Origin of the sequence: Bradyrhizobium lablabi, from assembly GCF_018129385.1 — a bacterium.
In the GTDB taxonomy this organism is placed as follows: Bacteria; Pseudomonadota; Alphaproteobacteria; order Rhizobiales; family Xanthobacteraceae; genus Bradyrhizobium; species Bradyrhizobium lablabi_C.
This window is the reverse complement of sequence record NZ_JAFCLN010000012.1, coordinates 79018-102726: the sequence shown is the minus strand read 5'-3', so window position 1 is coordinate 102726 and position 23709 is coordinate 79018. Positions and strand designations below refer to the sequence as shown.

The following is a 23709-nucleotide window of genomic DNA, read 5'->3' as shown; positions in this document are numbered from 1 at the left end:
ATCAGGAAATTCGCCATGCCCGTCGACGTCAAAGCCGCCACCGACCGCCTCATGCGCTTCCTCGCCGTCGAGGGCGTGACTGGAAAGGAGGCGGCGATCGGGCGCGACATCAGCGCGGCGCTGCGGGAAGTGGGCGTGCCTGATGAGGCGATCCGGCTCGATGATGCCAATACGCGCATTCCGGTACCGACCGAGACCGGCAACCTCATCGTCGATCTGCCGGGCCGCGGCGCGATGCACAACCAGCCGCGGATCATGTTCATGACCCACATGGACACGGTGCCGCTGTGCGCCGGCGCCAAGCCAAAGCTTTCCGGGCGGAAGATCGTCAATGAGGCCAAGACCGCGCTCGGCGGCGACAACCGCTGCGGCTGCGGCGTGCTGGTCACGCTGGCGGCCGAGCTTGAAAAGCAAAATCTCGACCATCCGCCGATCACGCTTTTGTTCTGCGTGCGCGAGGAGAGCGGGCTGTATGGCGCGCGGCATGTGAAGATGGCCGAGCTCGGCTCGCCCGTGATGGCCTTCAACTATGACGGCGGCTCAGCTTCCAACGTCACGATCGGTGCCGTCGGCGCGGACCGCTGGCAGGTCGAGATTTTTGGCCGCGCCTCGCATGCCGGCGTGGCGCCCGAGCGGGGCATCTCCTCGACCATGATCCTGGCGCTCGCACTCGCGGAGGTGAAGGCCGGCGGTTGGTTCGGCAAGGTCGTGAAGGGCAAGGGCAAGAACGCGAAGCAAGGCACCAGCAATGTCGGCCCCGTCACCGGCGGCGAGGGCCGTCCCGCCGGCGATGCCACCAATGTCGTCACCGATTACGTGCATGTGCGCGGCGAAAGCCGCAGCCATGACGGCAAATTCTTCAAGGAGATCACCAAGGCCTACAAGGCCGCGTTCGAGAAGGCGGCGAAAACCGTCAAGAATGCTGACGGCAAATCGGGCCGCGTCAAGTTCAAGGCCGAGACCGACTATTATCCGTTCCGCATGAAGGAGAATCTGCCGGTGGTCAAGCGCGCGATGGCGGCCGTCTCCGAGATCGGCGCCACGCCAAATATCCGCGCCGCCAATGGCGGGCTCGATGCGAACTGGATGGTCCGCCATGGCGTGCCGACCGTGACCTTCGGCGCGGGACAGAACGAGCCGCACACGATCGACGAGTGGATCAATCTCGACGAATATGACCGGGCATGCGCACTCGCCGTGCAACTCGCGACGATGCGTTGAGCATCACCGGACCGTCGAGCCTGCTGCAACAGGATCCATTCGGCTGGACGAGCGACGCCGCGACGGCCGGTGACTTCCTGCCGAAGGGTGGGGAGCGGGGGCGTTCACGCGACCTGGCGTTTCAAATTGCAGCCAGACAGGAAGCGCTCGCGCAATCTGCATGTCGCCATCGAGCTTCAGCGCCGTGCCGGCCACGTCGCGCCATCTGGCGTGGCCGAGATAGACTTCGACGCAATCGCCGATATTGCCGCGCAGCGTAAGATCGACGGCGAATCCCGGATCCTTCATGCAGACGTCGCAGCCGGACCGGCCGAGGATCAGCCACATGATGCGAAACTTCGTGCGGCTCGCCGGCACGCCCGAGAATTCGAAACGCAGCACGATGCGGCGATCCGGCAGCGCGCCCGGATCGATCCGCTTGCGTAATCCCCAGATGAGCAGGGCCGGATCGAGATCGGCGCGCGTGATGCGGTCGTGGGTGTAAGTCACTCCCCACTGGCCGAGCGCGTTCATGACCGGGCGCAGACCTTCGCCCATCGGCGTGAGCCAGTATTCGTGACCGGCTGCGCCGGCACGCGGCCGGCGTTCAATCACACCATGGTCCTCGAGCTCGCGCAGCCGCGCGACCAGCACCGCACGGGAAATCAGCGGCAGGCCGCGATGGATGTCGTTGAAGGTGTGCCCGCCCGTCATCACCTCGCGCACGATGAGCGGTGTCCAACGGGTGGCAAAGATCTCCGCCGCCTTCGCGACCGGGCAGAACTGGCCATAGCTTGCTGACATGCGTGCGATCTAGTGAGCGCGGCCAAAATTGCCAGTCTGAAAAACAGACTTGGCCGTATCAGGTGCTCCCCCACATGTCGGCGGCGCAGCGATGGAGCATCGTTGCCTTCACTTTCAGCTCGCCTCCAGTCATGGCGATGAGATCGCAAGGAGTATTTTGCAATGACCGATTACGTCCTGATCCATGGCGCGTGGCACGGTAGCTGGTGCTGGGACCGCGTCCGTCGCCTGCTGGCGGCGGATTCGCACCGGGTGTTCACGCCGACCCTGACCGGGGTCGGCGAGCGCAGCCATCTCCTGAGCCGCGACGTCGGCCTCGACACCCATGTCGCCGACGTGACCAATCTCATGATGTGGGAGGACCTGCGCGACATCGTCCTGGTCGGACACTCCTACGGCGGTGTCGTCGTTCGCCACGTCGCTGACCGGATGCCGGACCGCATCCGCTCGCTCATTTATCTCGACGCCTTCGTTCCCGAAAACGGCAAGGCCCTCATTGACTACCTGCCCGACGGCGGCAAGGGCCTGCGCGAACTGGCCGCAGCCCACGGCGAGGGCTGGAAGATTCCGCCGATCCCGGCATCGGTCTTCGCCGTCAACCAGGTGGATGCCGCCTGGGTTGACCTTCAGTGCACGATGCACCCGTTGTCCACCTGTGAGACACCGGCACGGATCAGCGGCGCCTGTGACGAAATTTCGTCCATTGGATACATTCTGGCGCGGGGCTACGAGGGGTCTTTCGGTCAGTTCTACGCCACGGCGGCGGAGCGCGGCTGGTGGCAGGCGGAGCTTGCATGCGGGCATGACGTGATGCTCGACATGCCCAGGGAACTCACGGCCTTGCTGCTGGAGCGGGCATAGCAAGCCGGCGGTTGCCATCGCCGGGGGGACAGCGATTCAGTTCCCCTCGCACGCGAAAGGCCAAGCCTCGACACAAAATCAGTCCGACTGAGACACAATGTCGGCGAGTAGCATTGCAACGCTACCCCTGCGTTTAGCTGGTTTCAAAAACAACCGGTTCCAGAAAAAGAAACATGCCCGGGGGAACGTGCAATGCGGGTCGTCGCCGATCTCGATCGGGGTGCGGAGCTATGGCTCCAGCCTCAAGTCCTTCACGCCCAGATCACTCACGCCATCAACTGGCTTCGCACGGCGAGACGCCACGCCGCGGCGCTGGCGCTTGCCGCGATGGCGGGGCCGCTCGCCGCGGAACGGGCGTTCGCGGCAGGCCCGGCCGACGATGAAATCCGGATCGGCAACACCATGCCCTACAGCGGCCCGGCCGCCGCCTATGGCATCATCGGCAAGGTCATCTCGGGCTATTTCGACAAGGTCAACGGCGAGGGCGGCATCAACGGCCGCAGGATCAGGTTCATCTCGTATGATGACGGGTACAATCCGGCGAAGACGCTAGAGCTGACCAAAAAGCTCGTCGAGGAGGACAAGGTCCTTTTGACCTTCGCGGGTCTTGGCACCGACACGATGGCGGCGGTGCAGCCCTATCTGAACGCGAGCAAGGTGCCGCAGCTCTTCATCGCGTCCGGCGCGACCATGTGGGACAAGCCGCGCGAGTTCCCGTGGACCACGGGCTTTCAGCCGAGCTACCAGACCGAAAGCCACATCTACGCGGAATATCTGCTGGAGAACCATCCGCGCGGCAAGATCGCGATCCTTTACCAGGACGACGCCTTCGGCAGGGACTCGGTCAAGGGCCTGAAGGACGGGCTGGGCGGCAAGATCCCGGTGGTGGCGGAAGTGCCCTACAAGGTCTCCGACACGTCGATCGATGCGCAGATCGCCAAGCTCAGGGCGTCCGGCGCCGACATCTTCTTCGACGTCGTCACGCCGAAATTTGCCGCGATGGCGATCAAACGCACGGCCGAAATCGGCTGGAAGCCGGTTCACATCATCTCCTCGGTGTCGAGGTCGCTGTCGGCGGTGCTGCCGCCGGCGGGCCTGCCGATGGCGGAAGGCGTGCTGTCGACGGGCTACACGATGGAGGCCGACGATCCGGCGGTGGCCAGCGATCCCGGTTATCGCGAATTCAGCGCGTTCCTCGAGCGCTACGCGCCGGGCGCAAACAAAGCCAATGCGCTGACCATCTACGGTTACATCACGGCGCAGACCATGGTCGAGGTGTTGAAGCGAAGCGGTGACGACCTGTCGCGCGAAAACGTGATGCGGCAGGCGGCCTCGCTGAAAGGCCTACAGGTCCCGATGCTGCTGCCCGGCATCAGCATCAACACCAGCCCGAGCGATCATGCGCCGCTCGAGCAGATGCAGGTGACGCGTTTTGCCGGCGGACGGTGGGAGCCGGTCGGACCGGTGCGCAGCGGCGTCGATGCCGGCAGCGTCAGCGAATCCTTCAAGACGATCTTCCGCTACGGCACCGCCAAGCGCGATCTCGCCAACCAGGCCAACGCCAATACCGTGAGCATCGTGACCGGCTCGTTCGGCAGCACCTATGCGCAGATGGGCGCCGATCTTGCCTCCGTGCTCGACAGCGGCACCAGCCTGCGCGTGCTGCCGGTGATGGGCCGCGGGTCGGTGCAGGCGGTGGCCGACATCCTGCTGCTGCGCGGGATCGATGCTGGCATCGTGCGCAAGGACACGCTGGCCTTTCTCGAGCGCAAGGACTTTGCCAACGACATCCGCAACCAGTTCGTCTATATGGCAAAACTGTTCAACGAGGAAATGCACGTGCTGGCCCCGCGCTCGATCGCCAGCATGAAGGACCTCGACGGCAAGACCGTGGTGGTCGATCTGCCTGATAGCTCCACCTTCGTGACCGCGATCAACGTGTTCGAACGCCTCTCGATCCGGCCGCATCTGCTCTATGTCGAGCCGCGCCTTGCGCTGGACATGCTGCGCAAGGGCGAGGTCGACGCGATCGTGACGATCGAAGGCAAGCCGCTGACATGGCTGAGCCAACTCACCGACCGCAACCTGCATCTGGTGCCGGTCGACTACGCCAAATCCCTGCATGAGGAATATCTGCCGTCCAAGATCTCCGCGGCTGATTATCCGAACCTCGTGCCGGAGGGCGGCTATGTCGATACGATCGCGGCCGAGGCGGTGCTGGCGTCCTATAACTGGGCGCCCAACACCGACCGCCATCGCCGCCTGTCGCTGCTGGTCGATCAGCTCTTCACCGGCATTTCGCAATTGCAGCGGCCGCCATTCCATCCGAAGTGGAAAGAGTTCACGCCGCGCGCGCCGGTGGCCGGATGGACCCGCTTCAAGGCGGCGCAGGATTGGCTCGACCGCAACATGCCGCCATCGGCGGCGGTGTCGGCCGCATCGGGCGCCGTACCTCAGGCCGATCCGGCGCGGAATAACGAGGCGCTCTATCGCGAATTCCTGGAGTGGCGCGCCAAACGCGCCAAGGCCAGCCGTTAGAGCATGATCCGGAAAAGTGGACACCGGTTTTCCGAAAAGATCATGCTCAAACAAAAAGATAGAGCGGGATGACGATTCGAAGAAAAGTCATCCTGCTCTAGGTGATCGCCGGGCAGCAAGCCGTGTATGGCTTCATGCCGCAGGTGCAGTGCTCGCCTCGCAAAAATAGTATATTCGCTTCCTCCGGAACGGCGCGGAAAGTTCCCGCGCCGAAAAACCCAAGAATCCTCCGGAGGAATGCTTCATGTCGGCTCTGCCACTTTCGGGCATCAAAATCCTTGACCTGACGCGGGTGCTCGCAGGGCCCTTGTCGGCGCAGATGCTGGCCGATCTCGGCGCCGAGGTGATCAAGATCGAGCGCCCCGGCGGCGGCGACGATGCGCGCGCCTTCGGCCCGCCCTACCTCAAGGACCCCGAAGGCAAGGCGAACAACAACAACTCGTTCTATCTCTGCGCCAACCGCAACAAGAAATCCGTCACCGTCAACATCGCCTCCGAAGAGGGCCAGGACATCGTCCGCGAGCTGGCGAAAACCTGCGACGTGATGATGGAGAATTATAAAGTCGGCGACCTCAAGCGCTATCGCCTCGACTATGAATCGATCAAGGCGATCAACCCTTCCATCATCTATTGCTCCGTCACCGGCTTCGGCCAGACCGGACCCTACGCGCCGCGCGCCGGCTATGATGCGATCCTACAGGCGATGGGCGGCCTGATGAGCGTCACCGGCCATCTCGACGGCGAGCCCGGTGCAGGGCCGATGAAGGTCGGCCCCTCCATCGTCGATTACATGACCGGCATGAATTCCTCGATCGGCATTTTGGCCGCGCTCTATCACCGCAAGAACACCGGGGAAGGGCAGCATGTCGACGTCTGCCTGCTCGATACCGTAATCGCCTCGCTGTCGCATTGGCTCCAGATCTACCTCGTCAACGGCGTCACCCCGCCGCGCCGCGGCACCTGGGGCAATGGCGGCATGCCCGCGGGCGTGTTCCGCTGTACCGACGGCGAGTTGATGCTGGTGGTCGGCAATGACGGCCAGTTCGCGCGCACCTGCGCCGTGCTCGGCCAGCCCGAGCTCGCCAGCGACCCGCGCTTCCTCAAGAACAACGACCGCGTCGTGCATGGCAAGGAGATCATGGCGATCTTTGCCGGCCTGTTCCTGAAGAAGCCGATGGCCTACTGGCTGGACGAGCTGGAAAAGGCCGGCGTGCCCTCCGGGCCGATCAACAGTTTTGAACAGATATTCAACGATCCGCACGTGCAGTCGCGCGGCATGCGGGTGAAGACGAGCCATCCGTTCGAGCCCGAGCTGTCGCTGATCCGCAACGCCATCACCTTCTCCGGCACGCCCGTGAAGGAATACCGCGCGCCGCCGCTGCTCGGCGCCGACACCAGGGAAGTGCTGGCGGGCATCGGCTATGACGAGGCGAAGCTGGCGGCGCTGAAGGAGCGGAAGATCGTCTGAACGGGACCAGCGGCGTTGAGGGAGTTCGGTCGCGATATCTGGATTGCGGATGGCTCCGGCGTCGCAGTGGCCGGATTTCACTATCCGACCCGGATGGCCGTCATGAGGTTGCCGGACGGGGGGCTCTTCGTCTGGTCGCCGATCCAGCTCACCGATCGCCTGCGCTCGGAAGTGGATGCCATCGGTCGCGTGCGGCACATCGTTGCGCCCAATTCGCTCCATCACCTGTTTCTCGGCGAATGGCAGCGCGCCTATCCTGCCGCCAGGCTCCATGCGCCGCCGGGGCTGCGAAAGAAGCGCAGCGACATCGCCTTCGACGCTGACCTGACAGATGCGCCGAACCCGGACTGGGCCGGAGACATCGATCATGTCCTGATGCACGGCAACCTGATCACGACCGAAGCGGTGTTCTTTCACGCAAGGAGCGGGACCATCCTCTTCACCGACCTGTTGCAGCAGATCCCGCCTGACACGCTGTCAGGCTGGCGGGCGGCTGTCGCGAGGCTGGACCTCATGGTCGGCCCGGAGCCATCGGTGCCGCGCAAATTTCGCGTCGCGTTCGTCAATCGCCGCGCGGCACGAAAATCCCTACGGCGCGTTCTCGCCTGGCCCGCCGAAAGGGTAGTGATGGCCCACGGAACACCGGTCGAAGGGGATGCCACGGCGTTCCTGCGCCGCGCGTTCGCATGGCTAACCTAAAGATCCTGCCGCGTCAGCCGCCCGTGCAGCGCCGCCGGCCGCGCCGGCGGTTTGCTCTTTGCCTCGCCGCCCGTCAGCGCCATCACCGACACCGAGACGACGCGCTCGATGATCGCCTGCACATCGCCGAGGTCGCATTTGCCTTCCGACAATTTTGTCAGCCGTTCCTTTTCGCGGATGGTGTGGTGGCTCATCGCCAGCGCGAAGTGCAGGCCCCAATAGAGTTCGGCTTCGTCATAGCCCGGCAGGGCGCGGCGCATCGCGGCGGCGAATTTTCGCAGGTGGTCGATCTCGCGATTGCGGATGCGGCGGATCGGCGGCACCGTTTCAATGGAGGCGCGGATCATGAAGCGCGCCGCCGCCGAGCTCTCGCGGTCGCGGCCGAGGCAGCCGCGCAGGGGCGGGCCCACCAGCGCGCGGAAGATCGCATCGATGCTGGCTCTGCCGCCGCCGGCTTCTTCCGCGGCCCGCAGTTCGGCGAGGCGCTCGCGGTTTCCGGCGATGCTGCGCGTGACGAACAGTTCGGCGATCAATTCGTCCTTCGAGCCGAAGTGGTAGTTCACTGCTGCAAGGTTGACATTCGCCTCCGCGACGATGTCGCGTAGCGTCACATCGCCGAAGCCGCGGTCGGCATAGAGCCGTTCGGCGGCGGCGAGAATTGCAGATCGGGTCTGATCGCTGGCCATGAGTTACCCCCGCTCCGGGAGTTGCTTTTCAAACATATGTATGAAACTATCGTTTGAAGGGTCGGAAATGTCAATCCGTCGCGGCGTCTAAACGCAAGATGACCTTGCGATGATGCGGCCGCGGGCGGACAGTGCCGGCCGCCGCATTCAAAAAGCACCAGGCGAGGAGCGTCCGATGGATTTCACGATGACCGACCGGCAGAAGGACTGGCTGAACCGCGTTCAGTCGTTCATGACCAAACATGTCCGGCCCGCTGTGCCCATCTACAAGCAGCAGGACGCCGAAGGCCCGCGCTGGAAGGTCATCCCGGTCCTCGAGGATCTCAAGAAGAAGGCGAAGGCCGAAGGCCTCTGGAACATGTTCATGCCGCCGAATTCGCATGAAGATGACGAATTCCGCGGCGCGGGATTGACCAACCTCGAATACGCGCCGCTCGCCGAGGAAATGGGCCGCATCAACTTTGCTTCCGAAGTGTTCAACTGCTCGGCGCCCGACACCGGCAACATGGAAGTGTTCATGCGCTATGCGACGAAAGAGCAGAAGCGCAAATGGCTGCGTCCGCTGATGGACGGCGAGATCCGTTCCGCCTTCCTGATGACGGAGCCGGCGGTCGCTTCCTCCGATGCCACCAACATCGAGACCCGCATCGAGAAGGACGGCGACCATTACGTCATCAACGGCCGCAAATGGTGGTCGTCCGGCGTCGGCGATCCCCGCTGCAAGATCGCGATCCTGATGGGCAAGACCGATCCTTCCGCCGCGCGCCACCAGCAGCAGTCGCAAATTCTCGTTCCGCTCGACACGCCCGGCATCACGGTCGAAAAGATGCTCCCCGTGTTCGGCTTCGACGATGCGCCGCACGGCCACGCGCAAGTGCTGCTCGAGAACGTCCGCGTTCCCAAGGAAAACATCCTGCTCGGCGAGGGCAGGGGCTTTGAGATCGCGCAGGGCCGCCTCGGCCCCGGCCGCATCCATCACTGCATGCGCACCATTGGTGTTGCCGAGGAAGCGCTGGAGAAGATGGTCAAGCGGCTGATGTCGCGCACCGCCTTTGGCAAGAAGATCATCGAATATTCGGTCTGGGAACAGCGTATCGCCGAGGCCCGCACCGATATCGAAATGAACCGCCTGCTCTGCCTCAAGGCCGCCGATATGATGGACAAGGTCGGCAACAAGACCGCGCAGCTTGAAATCGCCATGATCAAGGTGGCGGGGCCGAACATGGCGCTGAAGATCATCGACCAGGCGATCCAGGCCTTTGGCGGCGGCGGCGTCTCCGACGATGCCGGGCTCGCCAAGGCCTATGCCGGTATCCGCACGCTGCGGCTGGCGGACGGCCCGGACGAGGTGCATAACCGCGCCATTGCCAGACTTGAACTTCGGAAGTATCAAAACGCTCCGCAGCACTAAAGGGAACGCCACGTCACGCGGCGCTCCCTAAAAACCTAGAAGAAACTTTCAGGGAGCGTCAGCGTGAACGACGGCGTCAGGAAAGACGAGGAATTTTCCGGCACACGAGAAGTCGAGGAACGCCACCGCGTCAACGAGGCCAACCTCGCCAAATGGATGTCGGAAAATGTCGAGGGCTATGAAGGCCCGCTGACCGTCCTGCAATTCAAGGGCGGCCAGTCCAATCCGACCTACCGGCTCAACACGCCAAAGCGCTCCTATGTGATGCGCCGCCGCCCGTTCGGCAAATTGCTGCCGTCGGCGCATGCGGTCGATCGCGAGTTCCGCGTCATCTCCGCGCTCGGCAAGCAGGATTTTCCGGTCGCACGCGCCTATGCGCTCTGCATGGACGATGCCGTGATCGGCTCGGCCTTCTACATCATGTCGATGGAAGAGGGCCGGGTGTTCTGGGATCCGACGCTGCCGAGCCAGCAGCCGGATGCGCGGCGAAAAATCTTCGCCAGCAAGATCGAGACGCTGGCGAAGCTTCACATGTTCAATCCTGAACAGATCGGCCTCGGCGACTTCGGCAAGCCCGGCAATTACTTTGCACGCCAGATCGACCGCTGGACCAAGCAGTACCGCGCCTCCGAGACCCAGCACATCCCGGAATTCGACAAGCTCGCCGAATGGCTGCCGAAGACGGTGCCGGCGCAGGAACGCATCTCGATCGTTCACGGCGACTACCGGCTCGACAACATGATCTTCCATCCGACCGAGCCGCGCGTGCTCGCGGTGCTGGATTGGGAACTGTCGACGCTCGGCGATCCCATGGCCGACTTCACCTATCTGCTGATGCAGTGGACCATGCCCGGTCTCGCCAATACCGACCTCAAGGCATTGAACATCCCGAGCCAGGAAGAGGCGGCAAAAATCTACTGCGACTTCACCGGCATGGCCGTGCCCGACCTCAACTGGTACTTCTCCTACAACCTGTTCCGCCTTGCCGGCATCACGCAGGGCATCGCCGGCCGCATCCGCGACGGCACCGCCGCCAACGCCAAGGCCATCGAGTCGGCCAAACGCACCGTGCCGCTGTCGCAGGCTTCATGGGAATACGCGCAAAAGGCCGGCGCGGTGTGATGCGGGCAACGCTGTTTCTGCAACAATAACTCGTCGTCCCCCGCGAAGGCGGGGGACCCAGTACGCCGCGGCTTCTCGGCTCTATCATCGGCGTCTCTGGAATACTGGATCGCCCGCTTTCGCGGGCGATGACATGCGGTGGGTGTGCAGCGATTTGCCCACACGACGATCGCCGGAAATTTCACTTGCCCCTTTCCCCCAACATTCGCGGCAGCCTGCTGATGGCCGCAGCCATGGCGGCCTTCACGCTGAACGACACCATCACCAAGTCGGTGTCGTCGGAGCTCAACATCGGCGAGATCATCGTGGTGCGCGGCCTGTTCGCGATGGTGCTGATCGCGGCGTTCGCCGCCTGGCGCGGCGCGCTGCGTCCCCTAAATACGCTGTTCATCAGGCCGGTCGGCATACGCGTCATCGGCGAGATCGGCGGCACGCTGACTTTCCTGTCCGCGATCGCGCACATGCCGCTGGCGAACGCCGCGGCAATCTTCCAGGCGCTGCCGCTGGTCATCACGCTCGGCGCCGCGCTGATATTCGGCGAGCCCGTCGGCTGGCGGCGCTGGCTGGCGATCGCACTCGGCTTCATCGGCGTGCTCGTCATTGTCCGGCCGGGCACCGCGGGGTTCAACGAGTTCTCGCTGCTGGCGCTCGCGTCGGTCGCCTTTTGCACCGTGCGCGATCTTGCGACGCGCAAAATCCCTGCGGAAATCCCCTCGCTGTTCATCGCGCTCCTGACCACCTTCACGGTCAGCGCCGGCGGGGCCGCCATCATGTATCCGCTCGGCGGGTGGACGCCGCCGTCCGGCCGCGCGGTTGGACTGCTCGCGGTCGCCGCCGTCCTGCTGCTGATCGGCTATCAATGCATCATCTCGGCGCTGCGCACCGGCGACATCTCCGCCGTCGCCCCGTTCCGCTACACCGCGCTGATCTGGGCGATGCTGCTCGGCTATCTCGCCTTCGGCGACCGGCCGGATGCCTTCATGCTGCTGGGCGCAGGCATCATCGTGCTGTCCGGCCTCTACGCTTTTTACCGCGAGCGCGTTCGCCACCGCGAGCTCGCCGCCAGCGCCTCCGGCCCGCCGCCGGAAGGCGTGTAGCGAAGGGATCGCTACATCAGGATCAAATTGTTTTGTCCTGCCCATAGCCGCTTCGCCGCGCCGTTCGGCCGATCAATGCCTACTTCCAGCGTGACGTTGCTGTGAAGGGAGTGCGTGATGGCGAAGTTCGATCAACGGGAAGGAACGCGCCATAGCCAACTGCTGCTCAGCCGGAGAGCGCTGCTTCGCGGCGCGCAGGCCGGCGCATTCTCACTTGCAGCAGCCCGGACCTTACCGCGCGCGCACGCGCAGGCAATGCAAGATGAGAGCGCGGACTACAAGATCAGGATCGCGCCGGCCTCCATCGAAATAGCGCCCGGGAAGGTGATCAGGACCACCGCTTACAACGGTACCGTCCCGGGCCCGGTACTGCGGATCAAGGAGGGCCGGCCTGTCCGGATCGATGTCACGAATGATTCAGGTTATCCCAACCTGATCCACTCTCATGGCCTGATGATTCCCTCGCTACAGGATGGCGCAACGGAAGAGGGCTCTCCGATCATCGGGGTCGGGGAGTCCTTGACCTATTCGTACGTCGCGAAACCTTCCGGCACCCGGTGGTATCACAGCCATGCGATGGCAATGACCGATCTGGCCAGGAGCACCTATTCGGGCGAGTTCGGCTTTCTCATCGTGGAGCCCGCCGCTGGCGACGCGGGAAGCTACGATCGGGAGGTGCTGCTCGCAGCGCACCACTGGGAAGGCCATTGGGTCAGCCTCCAGGACATCAAGAAGGGGCCGCCTCCGGATAACGGTCTCGAAGTCATGTACCACGCCGCTACGCTGGGCGATCGTATGCTCGGTCATGGCGATCCGATCAAAGTGCGCGCGGGTGAACGCGTGCTTTTCCGAGTGCTCAACGCGAGCGGCAACATGGGCATTTCACTTGCCCTGCCGGGGCATCGCTTCAAGGTATTGGCCCTCGACGGCAATCCGGTTCCGACAACCGCGACCGTCGATGTGCTCAAACTGGATGTGGCGGAGCGCGCCGACGTGATCGTGGAAATGAACAATCCGGGTATATGGGTTTTCGGCTCGACCGACGACGAAGATCGCAACATGGGAATGGGCGTCGTCGTTGAATACGCCAATCAAACCGGCCGGCCCGCTTGGCGAGCGTCCGCCGCTTCCAAATGGGACTACACCGTCTTCGGACGTTCCGGTGCGGCTGCCGCGGCGCCTGACGAAACGGTCAGTCTCAAATTCGAGAAGGTGCCGGGAGGACGGGGCGGCTATAACCGCTGGACGATCAATGGGAAGTCCTGGCCGGACACGAATCCTCTGTTCACTGTCAGGCAGGGCAGGCGTTACCGCCTGCTCCTTGACAACAACAGTGGCGACGAACATCCGGTGCACCTGCACCGCCACTCCTTTGAAATCACGAAGGTCGGCGACAAGCCGACATCCGCTATCATCAAGGATACGATCAGCCTGCCGCGCTTCTCGACGGCGGAGGTCGATTTCGTGGCTGACGACCCCGGGCCGACCTTGTTCCACTGCCATCACCAGGACCATATGGACGAGGGCTTCGCCGGGTTGATCTTGTATGAATGATCGATCGAAGCCGGTTTCCAGTTCAGTCGGCGCAGTGCGATTGCGAGCGCTGTTGCCAATGCAGGAATGTCTGACTACGCTTTCTCCGAGGGTAGGCCCAAACGGTCATCAGTCGGCCGCACGTTCATGCCAAAATTCCTTCGCATCGGCGTCCATCAGAAGAACGTTTCCGGATACACGTCAAAGGCGTGGTGTATCCGGCGGGTTGGCTCGACGATTTTCCTGAAATGGGGTGCGGTGGAGGTTCAGGGCGCCGGGGATGGGCAGAAGGTTTACTGGACACTTCCGCCGAGGGACAAAACAATTCGCTGCGGCACGGTGAAGCGCGCCAACGAATATGCAAGGGCGGCAATCGCCCGGCGCCGCAGTCATCGCTATGAACCGCTGACAGGAAATATTGCGAACCGGCGCCGAACCGCCGATCGCGGCACCGAGCTCAAACAGGCACTGGCCACGATTCTCATCGTCGATATCGTCCGATCCACCGAACAAGCTGCGCGGCTGGGCGATGCGCGTTGGACGCAGGTGATGAATCGCTATTACGCCGCCGTCCGCAGGGAGCTGAAGATCCTGCGTGGCAAGGAAATCGTGACGACGGGGGACGGCCTGCTGGCGACGTTCGTCGCGCCGGCTGCCGGCATCCGTTGCGCGGCCGCGATCCGCGAGGCGGTGCGCACGCTGGGACTGGAGATCAGGATCGGGCTGCATGCGGGCGAGTACAAGGTGAGCGGATCGGAGGTGGTCGGCCTCGCGTTTCACATCGGCACGCGCGTCGCCGCGAAAGCGCGCGCCGGCGAAGTCCTGGTCTCGAGCGCGGTCAAGGATTTGATATCGGAGTCCGAAATTCGCTTCGCCGATCGCGGCGTTCACCAGCTCAAAGGCGTGCCGAAGCGATGGCGCCTGTACCGGGTCGAACATTAGGGTGTCCCGCAACGGCGCCTGCTTGTCGCCAGCGGATCGCAGCCGAGTCTCATAGCCCGGGATCGTTTCCTCGCAGGATTTTATCCATTGCTTTTCCTCGCGCCAATTCGTCGATCAGTTTATCCAGATAGCGAATCTCCCGCATGGTCGGCTCCTTGATGTCCTCGACGCGAACACCGCAAACCACGCCTTTGATCAGTGCTCGCGACGGATTTATTGCGGGGGCCTTCGCAAAGAACGTTTCAAAATCAGTCTGTTTTCTCAGATGAGTGTCCAACGCCCTCCGGCTGTAGCCTGTCAGCCAGCAGATAACCTGATCCACTTCTGCCTTCGTGCGTCCCTTTTTCTCTGCTTTCGCGATGTAAAGCGGATAGACGCTTGCGAGGCTCGTTGTGTAGATGCGGTGTTTTGTCATGGGCGCTCTTGCAAGGTGACAGGCTGAGGACCTGGCGGCGGCTGTCGGCAACCCGGTCGACTGAGCGCTACAAGAAAGCCATGACCCGACGGGCAAATCAACTTCTGATTTTCGGAAGAAATGTCAAGCCCCGAAATAAAAAATATTCCGCTGGCCAAATTCGGCAAATCAGAATTATAACAGGGCCACCTCATCCCCAAGGAGGGGCGTTGGCCATCGCCACCAAACGTTGGGATGGGATGCGGTGGACGCGCTTGTTCAGCAGACGACTGGGCAAGGGCGTACGGCGAAGTCGTGTGGTCCTGGCGCCGCGACGCTGGCGTTAAGTCGGCGGGAGCAATCCCGCAGGCGATGGTGACAACAAGCCCGCTCACCAGGGAGAGCGCGATATAAGTCGTAAAGCCATTGCGCAGGGGATGTCGGACTGCCTCCGCTCACCTGTATGCTCGTGTGCAGTTTTTTGATGCGCAAGCAGCGCACACGAGACCTCGGGTGCAGCGCGCACCCGGCATTCCCTGCGCCCTCTATCTTTGGAGGCGCGATGAATTTGAAAGCTCGGGCAAAAACATGCCGCGAGAACGCGAGCCCATATTCTCTTCCACGTCGTCCCTGCGAACGCAGGGACCCATACGCCGCGGCGGAAATGGTAAGATCAAGATGGCAGACGGCTTTGCTTCAACAACAACCGACTGGGGCTATGGGTCCCTGCGTTCGCAGGGACGACGCCTGTTGTTGCGGCAACGGCCGGGACTAAACCGGCTTCCCCGTATACGGCATCGACGCCGTCAGCCCGCCATCCACCGGGATCGCCTGACCATTCACATACGACGCTTCATCGCTCGCCAGGAACAGGCCCATCGCCGCCAGTTCATGCGGCTGGCCTGCGCGCTTGAGCGGATTGAGCTGGCCGATCTTGTCCTGCGTGCCGCGCTCCTTGGCACGGTCGAACACCGGCTTGGTCATGCCGGTCTCGATCAGGCCCGGACACACCGCGTTGATGCGCACGCCGGTGCCCGACAGCGAGTAGGCGGTGGTCTGCACCAGGCTGATCACGCCGGCCTTGCTGGCGCCGTAGGGATGGCCGCTGGCGCCAGACTTCAGGCCCGCGACCGACGCCGTGCAGATGATCGAGCCGTGCCCTTGCTTCGTCATATGCGGGATCGAATGCTTGATCGCCAAAAACGGCCCGATCAGGTTGACGCGCAGCACTTCCTGCCAGTGTTCGGGCGTCTGCTCGGAGAGCGGCACCAGCCCGCCGCTGATGCCGGCATTGGCCCAGATCGCATCGAGCTTGCCGTATTTCGACACCGCCTTGTCGATGAAGGCCTTCACGTCGCTCTCGGAACCAGCATCGGCCATCACGGCTTCCACGGTGCCGCCGGCATCGCTCACGAGCCTTGCGGTCTCCTTCACGCCCTCGGTCTTGTCGACCGCGATCAGTTTTGCGCCTTCCTTCGTGAACAGCAGCGATGCGGCGCGGCCGATGCCGCTGCCTGCGCCGGTGATAATGACGGATTTGCCTTCAAGGCGGCCCATTTGTTTCTCCCGGATCGTTTGCGTTGGCGCTTGCCGCCTTACGGAATTCAAACAAGATTTCAAACGTCAAAGTCACTTGAGACGAAGTATGCTCTGACGTAGGACACACACCTCTATTGAAGGGTTTTTCGAGCGATGTCCAATAGCAACAACTCCGATGTCATCATCACCCGCTGGTGGTGGATACGCCACGCGCCGGTGCGCAGCGACGGCGGCAACATCTACGGCCAGCAGGACATCGAATGCGATTGCGGGGACATTGAAGTGTTCGAGGCCGTCGCAAAAATCCTGCCGCACCACGCGGTGTGGTTCTCGAGCAATTTGAAACGCACGCACCAGACCGCCGAAGCGATCTGGGCCGCCGGCTTCCCCAAGCCGGCCGTCATGACTCACATCGCCGCCTTCGCCGAACAGAATCTTGGACAGTGGCAGGGCATGAACCGCAAGGCGTTCATCGCCAGCCGCCCACCCGGCAGCCACTGGTTCGCCGATGTGAACGAGCCGCCGCCCGGCGGCGAAAGTTTTATGGACCTCTACAACCGCACCCGCGGTGCGATCGAGCGCATCAACGCCGAGCAGGCGGGCAGGGATGTGATCGCGGTCGCCCATGGCGGAACGATCAGGGCGGCCGTGGCTCTCGCCCTCGGCGGCCTGCTGGAAACGGGTCTTGCCTTCGACATCGACAATGTCTCGGTGACGCGGCTCGACCACTTTGCGACTCCCGGCAAGAGCATCTGGCGATTTCCGATGGTCAACCAGCAGCCCTGGATCGCAGACCCCAGGCACGCGGCCATGCATCAGCTCGCGGGGCCGGAAGTGAATCCGGAGAAGAAGCTCGCTTGACCGTCATTCCGGGGCGGCTCGCAGAGCCGAACCCGGAATCTCGAGATTCCGGGTTCAATGCTTCGCATCGCCCCGGAATGACGTTAAATAAAAAACACCGGCGCAGCCGGAAAATAACTGGGAGGAAATCGATGAGCCTGTTCGACATGAAGGGGAAGGTCGCCGTCATCACCGGCTCGACGCGCGGTATTGGCCTCGCCATCGCAGAGCGCATGGCCGAGCACGGCGCAAAAGTCGTGATCTCCTCGCGCAAGGCCGACGTCTGCGATCAGGTGGCCAAAGCGATCAATGACAAATTCGGCAAGGGCACGGCGGTCGCGATCGCGGCCAACATCTCGTCAAAGGAGAACCTGCAAAACCTCGTCGACGAGAGCAACCGCGCGTTCAGCAAGATTGACGTGTTGGTCTGCAACGCCGCCTCAAATCCTTATTACGGACCGCTCGGCGGCATCTCCGACGACCAGTTCCGGAAAATCCTCGATAACAACATCGTCGCCAACAACTGGCTGATCTCGATGGTGGTGCCGCAGATGATCGAGCGCAAGGACGGCTCGATCATCATCGTGTCCTCGATCGGCGGGCTGAAGGGTTCGACCGTGCTCGGCGCCTACGCGATCTCGAAAGCCGCCGACATGCAGCTCGCGCGCAATCTCGCCTGCGAATACGGCAAGCACAATATTCGCGTGAACTGCATCGCGCCCGGCCTGATCAAGACCGACTTTGCCAAAGCGCTGTGGGACAATCCGGACACGCTGAAGGCCTCCACCGCGCGCTCGCCGCTCCTGCGCATCGGCGTCCCCGACGAGATCGCCGGCGCCGCCGTACTGATGGGATCGCGGGCAGGGGACTTTATGACGGGACAGACGATCGTGATCGATGGCGGGGCGACCATTAGTTGAGCGACGGTGATCGCCTCACACACAACCGTCATCGTCCGCGAAGGCGGACGATCCAGTATTCCGGAGACGGTAGTGATAGAGCCGAGAAGCCGCCGCGTAATGGATGCCCGCCTTCGCGGGCATGACGACTGAGTGGAGGCGAGAGCTAACGCCTCACTCCACCGCCGCGTACACCGCATTCCGTAGCATCGAGCGAATATACTCGCGCTGTCCCGGTCCCTGCATCATGAACACCGCGAACAGGTCCTCGGCCGGATCGATCCAGAAGAACGTACCCGCCATCCCGCTCCAGAAATACTGACCGGGCGAGCCCGTGAACGGCGCGAGCCCAGCCTGCGTGCGCACTGCAAAGCCGAGACCAAAGCCGTGACCTGCCGGCATCAGCGGCGAGTCGACCTTGACGTTCGGCCCGAGATGGTTCGACGCCATCAGCTCCAGCGTCTTGCGGCCGATGATCCTGGTGCCGTCGAGCGCGCCGCCGCCGGCCAGCATCGCCGCAAAGCGTGCATAGTCCATCGTGGTCGACACCAGCCCGCCGCCGCCGGATTCCATCGCCGGCTTCTCCAGCATATTGAAGAGCTGCACCTTGTCGCCATTCCACGGATCGGTCGCGAACGGCTCGGCGAGACGGCCGGCATTGGCTTCACTGGTATGGAAGGCGGTCTCCGCCATTTGCAGCGGCGCCAGGATGCGCTCGGTCAGGAACGCGCCGAGAGTCTTGCCGCTGACGACCTCGATGATGCGGCCGAGCACGTCGGTGGAGCGGCTGTAGTTCCACGCCTCGCCCGGCTGGCAGATCAGCGGCATCTCCGCGATCATGGCCGCGTGCTCGGCATTGGTGATCTTGCGGCTGCGCAGCCGCGACTGCTGATAAAGCTGCTGCACCGGGCCATTGCCGGTGTGGTCGTAGGTGAGGCCGGAGGTGTGGCGCAGCAGATCCTGCACTGTCATCGGCCGCTTCAAAGGCACGAGGTCAAGCTTGCCGTTGTTCTCGACGCCGACCTTGAGGCCAGCGAACTCGGGAATGAATTTTGCGACGGGATCGCTGAGGATGAAGTGCCCGTCCTCCACCAGCATCATGATGCCAACCGAGACGATCGGCTTGGTCATGGAGAAAATGCGGAAAATGCTGTCTTGCGCCATCGGCGCGCCGCCGGGGGCTTGCCGGCCGATGGCGTCGAACCAGCCGATCTGCCCCTTGCGGGCGACCAGCACGGTCGCGCCGGGCAGGGTGCCCTTGTCGACCTCCCGCTTGAAGGCATCCGACATCCGCTGCAACCGCGCGGCGGAAAGCCCGATCGTATCAGGCTTGGCCTGCGGCAGGGATGGGGTCTGCGGGGCGGATGCCTGTCTGGCGGCGACTTGCGCGTTCATGGTCTCTCCCAATGCTGCTGTTGTTCCAGCTTGGGACAAAGTCTGACGCAGAAGGCGTGGCTTGAACAGCGCATTTCCTGCACGGCATCGCTGTCCCCATCGCAGACCCGCGCGAAAACCGGCAAGGGGCGTTGCGTAATTCCTCCCGGACAATTATGGGTGGTAGCGAAGTCTGTGGGGACAGGGGTACTGCGTGGGGACATTGTTGGGGCTGGCACGGCTTGCCGTGCTTGGGGCGGCGCTCGCGCTTGCGGGCTGCAAGACCGTCGAGAATTCGCTGACGGCGAACGATATTTCGAGCATGAAGCTGACGGCCGTGACGGTCAGCTATACGCCGGAAGCCACCGTGCAGTGGGAGGACGGTATCCGCGCCTACGCGGCAGCCAAGTCGATTCCCGACCACGAGCTCACAGCGGCGGCGAACACGCCGGAAGGCAAGGCCTACGTGCAAAACGCGCTGGCGCCGCAGATCAAGTCCGCCGTCGAATTCGCAATGGGAGGTGCACTCACCGGCACGAGGCCCGTGCGGCTCGAGATCGTCGTCAAGAATTTCATCGTGGCAGGGGCGGTGCAGCGCATCCTGATCGGGGGGCACCGCGGCATGATGGCGGATGCCAATCTGGTCGATGCGCGAACCGGCGCAGTGATCATTTCGCATCCGGACCTGCAGGCGCTGCTGTATACCGGGCAGGGGGTGGGCGGCGTCATCGTGCAGGCCGCGATCGACAGCGCCAATACGAAGAGCGTCGCCCAGCAGGTGGCCGATCGCTACGGGCAGAACTACCGCGACTGGCTGATCCGTAAGACGAGTTGAAGGCCGGCCGGCGGCTTCGCCCTTGCAATCTGGGCATGGCCTATGCTTCAAAGCGCCTGAATCGGCAGCAATGCCGGTTCCTGTAGGAGTGTAGCTCAATTGGTAGAGCACCGGTCTCCAAAACCGGGGGTCGCAGGTTCGAGCCCTGCCACTCCTGCCAGCTAAATCCTTGATTTTGATCGGTCTGAACCGGCGCCATTCGTCGCGGCCGCCTCACGATACCTTGACCTTTCGCCCCCGGGGCAGTACATAGCCGCCAACCTGTAGCCGGCCCGCTAAATGCGGATATCCGGCGCGGCTTTGAAATCCCCGAACAATCGAGCCCGCTTTTCCGGCTCATCCTTCACGACAGAGGGCTGGGCAAACGTCGGCTGTTCGGATTCCCTTAAACACCTAATTTCGTCTCACGACCGACGCGGACCCCTCAAGATGGCGATCAGCCCGTTCAAGTTCCTCCAGGAAGTGCGCTCGGAGGCCTCCAAGGTCACCTGGCCGACACGCCGCGAGGTGACCATCACCACCATCATGGTGTTCGTCATGGTGACGCTGGCTTCGATCTTCTTCTTCGCCGCGGACCTGATCATCCGTTATTTCGTTACCTTCCTCCTGGGCATCCGCTGATGAGCGCCGGAACGCAACTCATGGACAAGCGCTGGTACATCGTCCACGCCTACTCGAATTTCGAGAAGAAGGTCGCCGAATCGATCCGCGAACAGGCCAAGCAGCGCGGGCTCGAGGAGCTGTTCGAGCAGGTGCTGGTGCCGACCGAAAAGGTCACGGAAGTCCGCCGCGGCCGCAAGATCGATGCCGAGCGCAAGTTTTTCCCCGGCTACGTCCTTGTGAAGATGAAGCTGACCGATGAGGCGTTTCACCTGATCAAGAACACGCCGAAGGTGACCGGCTTCCTCGGCGCGGAAAACAAGCCGATGCCGATTTCGGAAGCCGAGGCCATGCGCATTCTGCACCAGGTGCAGGAAGGCGTGGAGCGCCCGAAGGCATCGGTGTCGTTCGAGATCGGCGAGAACGTGCGCGTGGCCGACGGCCCGTTCGCCTCGTTCTCGGGTGTGGTCGAGGAAATCGACGAGGGCCGCTCGCGCGTGAAGGTCGCCGTGTCGATCTTCGGCCGCGCAACGCCGGTCGAACTGGAATTCGGTCAGGTCGAGAAGGTCTGATCGTAATTGCGTGAGGTTTGTCCTCGCGTAGCAAGAGGCCGTGGGAGGAAGAGGGCGGTTGCCAGCCGCTTTCGATCCGAACCACGAACCTGAAACCGCCGGCGTCAAAACCCGGCACAACAGGAGTGATACATGGCAAAGAAAGTGACCGGATACCTGAAGCTTCAGGTGCCGGCGGGCGCGGCCAATCCGTCGCCCCCGATCGGCCCCGCGCTTGGTCAGCGCGGTCTCAACATCATGGAATTCTGCAAGGCGTTCAACGCGCAGACGCAGAAGGAAGAAAAGAACACCCCGATCCCGGTGATCATCACCATCTATGCGGACCGTTCCTTCACCTTCGAGATGAAGACGCCGCCGATGTCCCACTTCCTCAAGCAGGCTGCAAAGATCCAGTCCGGCTCGAAAGCCCCGGGCCGCGACAAGGCCGGCAAGGTGACGAAGGCGCAGGTGCGCGAGATCGCCGAGAAGAAGATGAAGGATCTCAATTGCGATACCATTGAAGCGGCCATGAAGATGGTCGAGGGCTCCGCCCGTTCGATGGGTCTGGAAGTTGCGGGGTAACGGGCCATGGCAATCGGAAAACGTTTGAAGAAGGCCCGCGAAGGCGTCGATCGCGAGAAGCTTTATCCGCTCGCGGACGCCATCAAGATGGTCAAGGAGCGCGCCAAGTCGAAGTTCGACGAGACGATCGAGATCGCGATCAATCTCGGCGTCGACCCGCGTCACGCCGACCAGATGGTCCGCGGCGTCGTCAACCTGCCGAACGGCACCGGCCGCACGCTGCGCGTCGGCGTGTTTGCGCGTGGCGCCAAGGCAGAAGAAGCCAAGGCTGCGGGCGCTGACGTCGTCGGCGCCGAAGACCTGGTCGAGAAGGTGCAGGGCGGCAACATCGATTTCGATCGTTGTATTGCGACCCCCGACATGATGCCGCTGGTCGGCCGTCTCGGTAAGGTGCTCGGCCCGCGCGGCATGATGCCGAACCCGAAGATCGGCACGGTGACCATGGATGTCACCACCGCCGTGAAGGGCGCCAAGGGCGGCTCGGTCGAGTTCCGCGTCGAGAAGGCCGGCATCGTGCAGGCCGGCGTCGGCAAGGCCTCGTTCTCCGAGGAAAAACTGGTCGAGAACGTCAAGGCGCTCGCGGACGCGGTCTCCAAGGCGAAGCCCGCCGGCGCCAAGGGCACCTACATCCAGCGCGTCGCAGTTTCCTCCACCATGGGGCCGGGCGTGAAGGTCGAGCCGGGCACCATCCTCGGCTAAGGTCCTTGCGCTGCGCGTAAGAATTAAAGGCGGGATCGGGCAACCGGTCCCGCCTTTTCCGTCGAGGAGGAAGTTGAGCCGATGCCCGACAAGGTCCTGGTTTTCTCGCGCTTCCCCAAGGCGCAGATGGTGCGCTTCGGCGAGCGCTATGAATTGCTGAACGCCGCCGGCCGGCGGCCGAACGAGGTGTTTTCCGCTGACGAACTCGCCGATATCCGCGCGATGATCACGGCGGGCGGCACGCCGCTGGGAGCCGATGCGATGGATATGCTGCCGAAGCTCGGCGCGATCGTCTGCTACGGCACCGGCTATGACGGCGTCGACCTTGCGGCGGCGGCGAAGCGGAACATCGCGGTCGGCAATAGTCCCGGCGCAAATGCCTCTTCCGTGGCCGACATCGCGGTGACCCTGATGCTGGCGGCGGTGCGCCGCCTCACCGTCGCCGACCAATATGTGCGCAACGGCGACTGGGCTGGGGCAAAGCCGTCGCCGATGATGCGCCCGCAAAACGGCATGCGCGGCCGAAAGGTCGGCGTCTACGGCATGGGCGAGATCGGCCGAAAAATCGCCGCACGCGTCGCGGCCTTCGAGACCGAGGTCGGCTATTTCAGCCGTACGAAGCGCGAGGTGCCGTACCGGTACTTTGAAAGTCTTGAAGCGCTGGCGGATTGGTGCAGCGTGTTGATGATCGCGGTCCGCGCCGGCGAAGACACTCGCCACGCCGTCAGCGCCGACATCCTGAAACGGCTCGGCGAAGACGGTTACGTCGTCAACATCTCGCGCGGCTCGGTGATCGACCAGCCGGCGCTGGTCGCCGCGCTCACCGAAAAAGTCATCGCCGGCGCCGGCCTGGATGTCTACGCCAGGGAGCCGCACGCGCCGGATACGCTGACCGCGTTCCCCAACGTGGTGCTCACCCCGCATACCGGCGGCCACACCCTGGAATCGCATGTCGCGATGCAGGACTGCGTGCTCGCCAATCTGGATGCGTATTTCGCCGGCAAGGCCTTGCCCTATCCGGTGAAGCTCCCCTGA

Annotated in this window: 23 protein-coding genes and 1 tRNA gene; 19 read left to right on the top strand and 5 right to left on the bottom strand. The window is 63.1% G+C overall.

All coding sequences use genetic code 11. The annotated features are described in order from the left end of the window. Window positions 1-15: 15 nt before the first annotated feature. Window positions 16-1221 carry a M20/M25/M40 family metallo-hydrolase gene (locus JQ628_RS21875; protein ID WP_212225262.1) on the top strand — a complete coding sequence of 402 codons (1206 nt, stop codon included), beginning with the start codon at window positions 16-18 and terminating at the stop codon, window positions 1219-1221. 3 nt (window positions 1222-1224) lie between these two features. Here JQ628_RS21875 and JQ628_RS21870 read toward each other — a convergent pair whose 3' ends face one another. Next, a complete protein-coding gene (locus JQ628_RS21870; protein ID WP_212225261.1) occupies window positions 1225-2004 on the bottom strand; it encodes a winged helix-turn-helix transcriptional regulator in 780 nt (259 codons plus the stop codon). Between the two features lie 162 nt (window positions 2005-2166). On the opposite strand from JQ628_RS21870, the gene JQ628_RS21865 reads away from it, so the two are divergent. The 4 genes from JQ628_RS21865 to JQ628_RS21850 all read left to right on the top strand — a co-directional run bounded on the left by JQ628_RS21865 (window position 2167) and on the right by JQ628_RS21850 (window position 7570). Then, window positions 2167-2865, top strand: a complete 699-nt coding sequence (locus JQ628_RS21865; RefSeq protein ID WP_212225259.1) for an alpha/beta fold hydrolase — start codon at window positions 2167-2169, stop codon at window positions 2863-2865. Window positions 2866-3057: 192 nt separating this feature from the next. Continuing rightward, entirely contained in the window at window positions 3058-5403 is a 2346-nt protein-coding gene (locus tag JQ628_RS21860; protein WP_433996155.1) for an ABC transporter substrate-binding protein, read from the top strand. A 244-nt stretch (window positions 5404-5647) separates the two neighbouring features. Next, the gene (locus JQ628_RS21855; protein WP_212225257.1) at window positions 5648-6871 is read left to right on the top strand and encodes a CaiB/BaiF CoA transferase family protein; all 1224 of its coding nucleotides are present in this window, start codon (window positions 5648-5650) and stop codon (window positions 6869-6871) included. Between the two features lie 102 nt (window positions 6872-6973). After that, window positions 6974-7570 (top strand): DUF4336 domain-containing protein, encoded by a 597-nt coding sequence (locus tag JQ628_RS21850; RefSeq protein ID WP_249128219.1) that lies wholly within the window; start codon window positions 6974-6976, stop codon window positions 7568-7570. Here the strand turns inward: JQ628_RS21850 and JQ628_RS21845 are convergent. Further along, window positions 7567-8256, bottom strand: a complete 690-nt coding sequence (locus tag JQ628_RS21845) for a TetR/AcrR family transcriptional regulator (RefSeq protein ID WP_212225255.1) — start codon at window positions 8254-8256, stop codon at window positions 7567-7569. The genes JQ628_RS21850 and JQ628_RS21845 overlap by 4 nt on opposite strands. Before the next feature lie 175 nt (window positions 8257-8431). Between JQ628_RS21845 and JQ628_RS21840 the strand changes: the two genes are divergently transcribed. The 5 genes from JQ628_RS21840 (at window position 8432) to JQ628_RS21820 (ending at window position 14361) form a co-directional block, all read left to right on the top strand. Further along, entirely contained in the window at window positions 8432-9667 is a 1236-nt protein-coding gene (locus JQ628_RS21840; protein ID WP_212225254.1) for an acyl-CoA dehydrogenase family protein, read from the top strand. Between the two features lie 63 nt (window positions 9668-9730). Continuing rightward, complete coding sequence (locus JQ628_RS21835) at window positions 9731-10789, top strand: phosphotransferase family protein (RefSeq protein ID WP_212225253.1); 1059 nt, start codon at window positions 9731-9733, stop codon at window positions 10787-10789. Between the two features lie 185 nt (window positions 10790-10974). Beyond that, window positions 10975-11886 (top strand): DMT family transporter, encoded by a 912-nt coding sequence (locus JQ628_RS21830; RefSeq protein ID WP_212225252.1) that lies wholly within the window; start codon window positions 10975-10977, stop codon window positions 11884-11886. 117 nt (window positions 11887-12003) lie between these two features. After that, the gene (locus tag JQ628_RS21825; protein ID WP_212225251.1) at window positions 12004-13440 is read left to right on the top strand and encodes a multicopper oxidase family protein; all 1437 of its coding nucleotides are present in this window, start codon (window positions 12004-12006) and stop codon (window positions 13438-13440) included. A gap of 126 nt (window positions 13441-13566) precedes the next feature. Then, entirely contained in the window at window positions 13567-14361 is a 795-nt protein-coding gene (locus JQ628_RS21820) for an adenylate/guanylate cyclase domain-containing protein (RefSeq protein WP_212225250.1), read from the top strand. Window positions 14362-14410: 49 nt separating this feature from the next. Here the strand turns inward: JQ628_RS21820 and JQ628_RS21815 are convergent, their stop codons facing one another. Together JQ628_RS21815 and JQ628_RS21810 are read right to left on the bottom strand one after the other, a co-directional pair. After that, window positions 14411-14776, bottom strand: coding sequence for a DUF2200 domain-containing protein (locus JQ628_RS21815; protein WP_212225248.1), 366 nt, complete (start codon window positions 14774-14776; stop codon window positions 14411-14413). A gap of 750 nt (window positions 14777-15526) precedes the next feature. Continuing rightward, window positions 15527-16312, bottom strand: coding sequence for an SDR family NAD(P)-dependent oxidoreductase (locus JQ628_RS21810; protein ID WP_212225246.1), 786 nt, complete (start codon window positions 16310-16312; stop codon window positions 15527-15529). A gap of 135 nt (window positions 16313-16447) precedes the next feature. Here JQ628_RS21810 and JQ628_RS21805 point away from each other — a divergent pair, with 135 nt between their 5' ends. Then, window positions 16448-17155: a histidine phosphatase family protein gene (locus tag JQ628_RS21805; RefSeq protein ID WP_212225245.1), complete on the top strand. Its 708-nt coding sequence runs from the start codon at window positions 16448-16450 to the stop codon at window positions 17153-17155. A gap of 131 nt (window positions 17156-17286) precedes the next feature. Further along, a complete protein-coding gene (locus tag JQ628_RS21800) occupies window positions 17287-18054 on the top strand; it encodes an SDR family NAD(P)-dependent oxidoreductase (protein WP_212225244.1) in 768 nt (255 codons plus the stop codon). A gap of 153 nt (window positions 18055-18207) precedes the next feature. Here JQ628_RS21800 and JQ628_RS21795 read toward each other — a convergent pair whose 3' ends face one another. Beyond that, window positions 18208-19428, bottom strand: a complete 1221-nt coding sequence (locus JQ628_RS21795) for a serine hydrolase domain-containing protein (protein ID WP_212225243.1) — start codon at window positions 19426-19428, stop codon at window positions 18208-18210. A 193-nt stretch (window positions 19429-19621) separates the two neighbouring features. Here JQ628_RS21795 and JQ628_RS21790 point away from each other — a divergent pair, with 193 nt between their 5' ends. The 7 genes from JQ628_RS21790 (at window position 19622) to JQ628_RS21760 (ending at window position 23709) form a co-directional block, all read left to right on the top strand. Next, window positions 19622-20242, top strand: coding sequence for a hypothetical protein (locus tag JQ628_RS21790; protein WP_212225242.1), 621 nt, complete (start codon window positions 19622-19624; stop codon window positions 20240-20242). Window positions 20243-20326: 84 nt separating this feature from the next. After that, window positions 20327-20402: transfer RNA gene (locus JQ628_RS21785), tRNA-Trp, on the top strand. Between the two features lie 269 nt (window positions 20403-20671). Further along, window positions 20672-20863 carry a preprotein translocase subunit SecE gene (secE, locus tag JQ628_RS21780; RefSeq protein ID WP_212225241.1) on the top strand — a complete coding sequence of 64 codons (192 nt, stop codon included), beginning with the start codon at window positions 20672-20674 and terminating at the stop codon, window positions 20861-20863. A 20-nt stretch (window positions 20864-20883) separates the two neighbouring features. Further along, window positions 20884-21414 (top strand): transcription termination/antitermination protein NusG, encoded by a 531-nt coding sequence (gene nusG / locus JQ628_RS21775; RefSeq protein WP_212225240.1) that lies wholly within the window; start codon window positions 20884-20886, stop codon window positions 21412-21414. A 132-nt stretch (window positions 21415-21546) separates the two neighbouring features. Then, window positions 21547-21975, top strand: coding sequence for a 50S ribosomal protein L11 (gene rplK / locus JQ628_RS21770; RefSeq protein WP_212225239.1), 429 nt, complete (start codon window positions 21547-21549; stop codon window positions 21973-21975). Window positions 21976-21981: 6 nt separating this feature from the next. Continuing rightward, window positions 21982-22674, top strand: a complete 693-nt coding sequence (gene rplA / locus JQ628_RS21765; protein ID WP_212225237.1) for a 50S ribosomal protein L1 — start codon at window positions 21982-21984, stop codon at window positions 22672-22674. An 81-nt stretch (window positions 22675-22755) separates the two neighbouring features. Then, window positions 22756-23709, top strand: coding sequence for a 2-hydroxyacid dehydrogenase (locus tag JQ628_RS21760; RefSeq protein ID WP_212225236.1), 954 nt, complete (start codon window positions 22756-22758; stop codon window positions 23707-23709).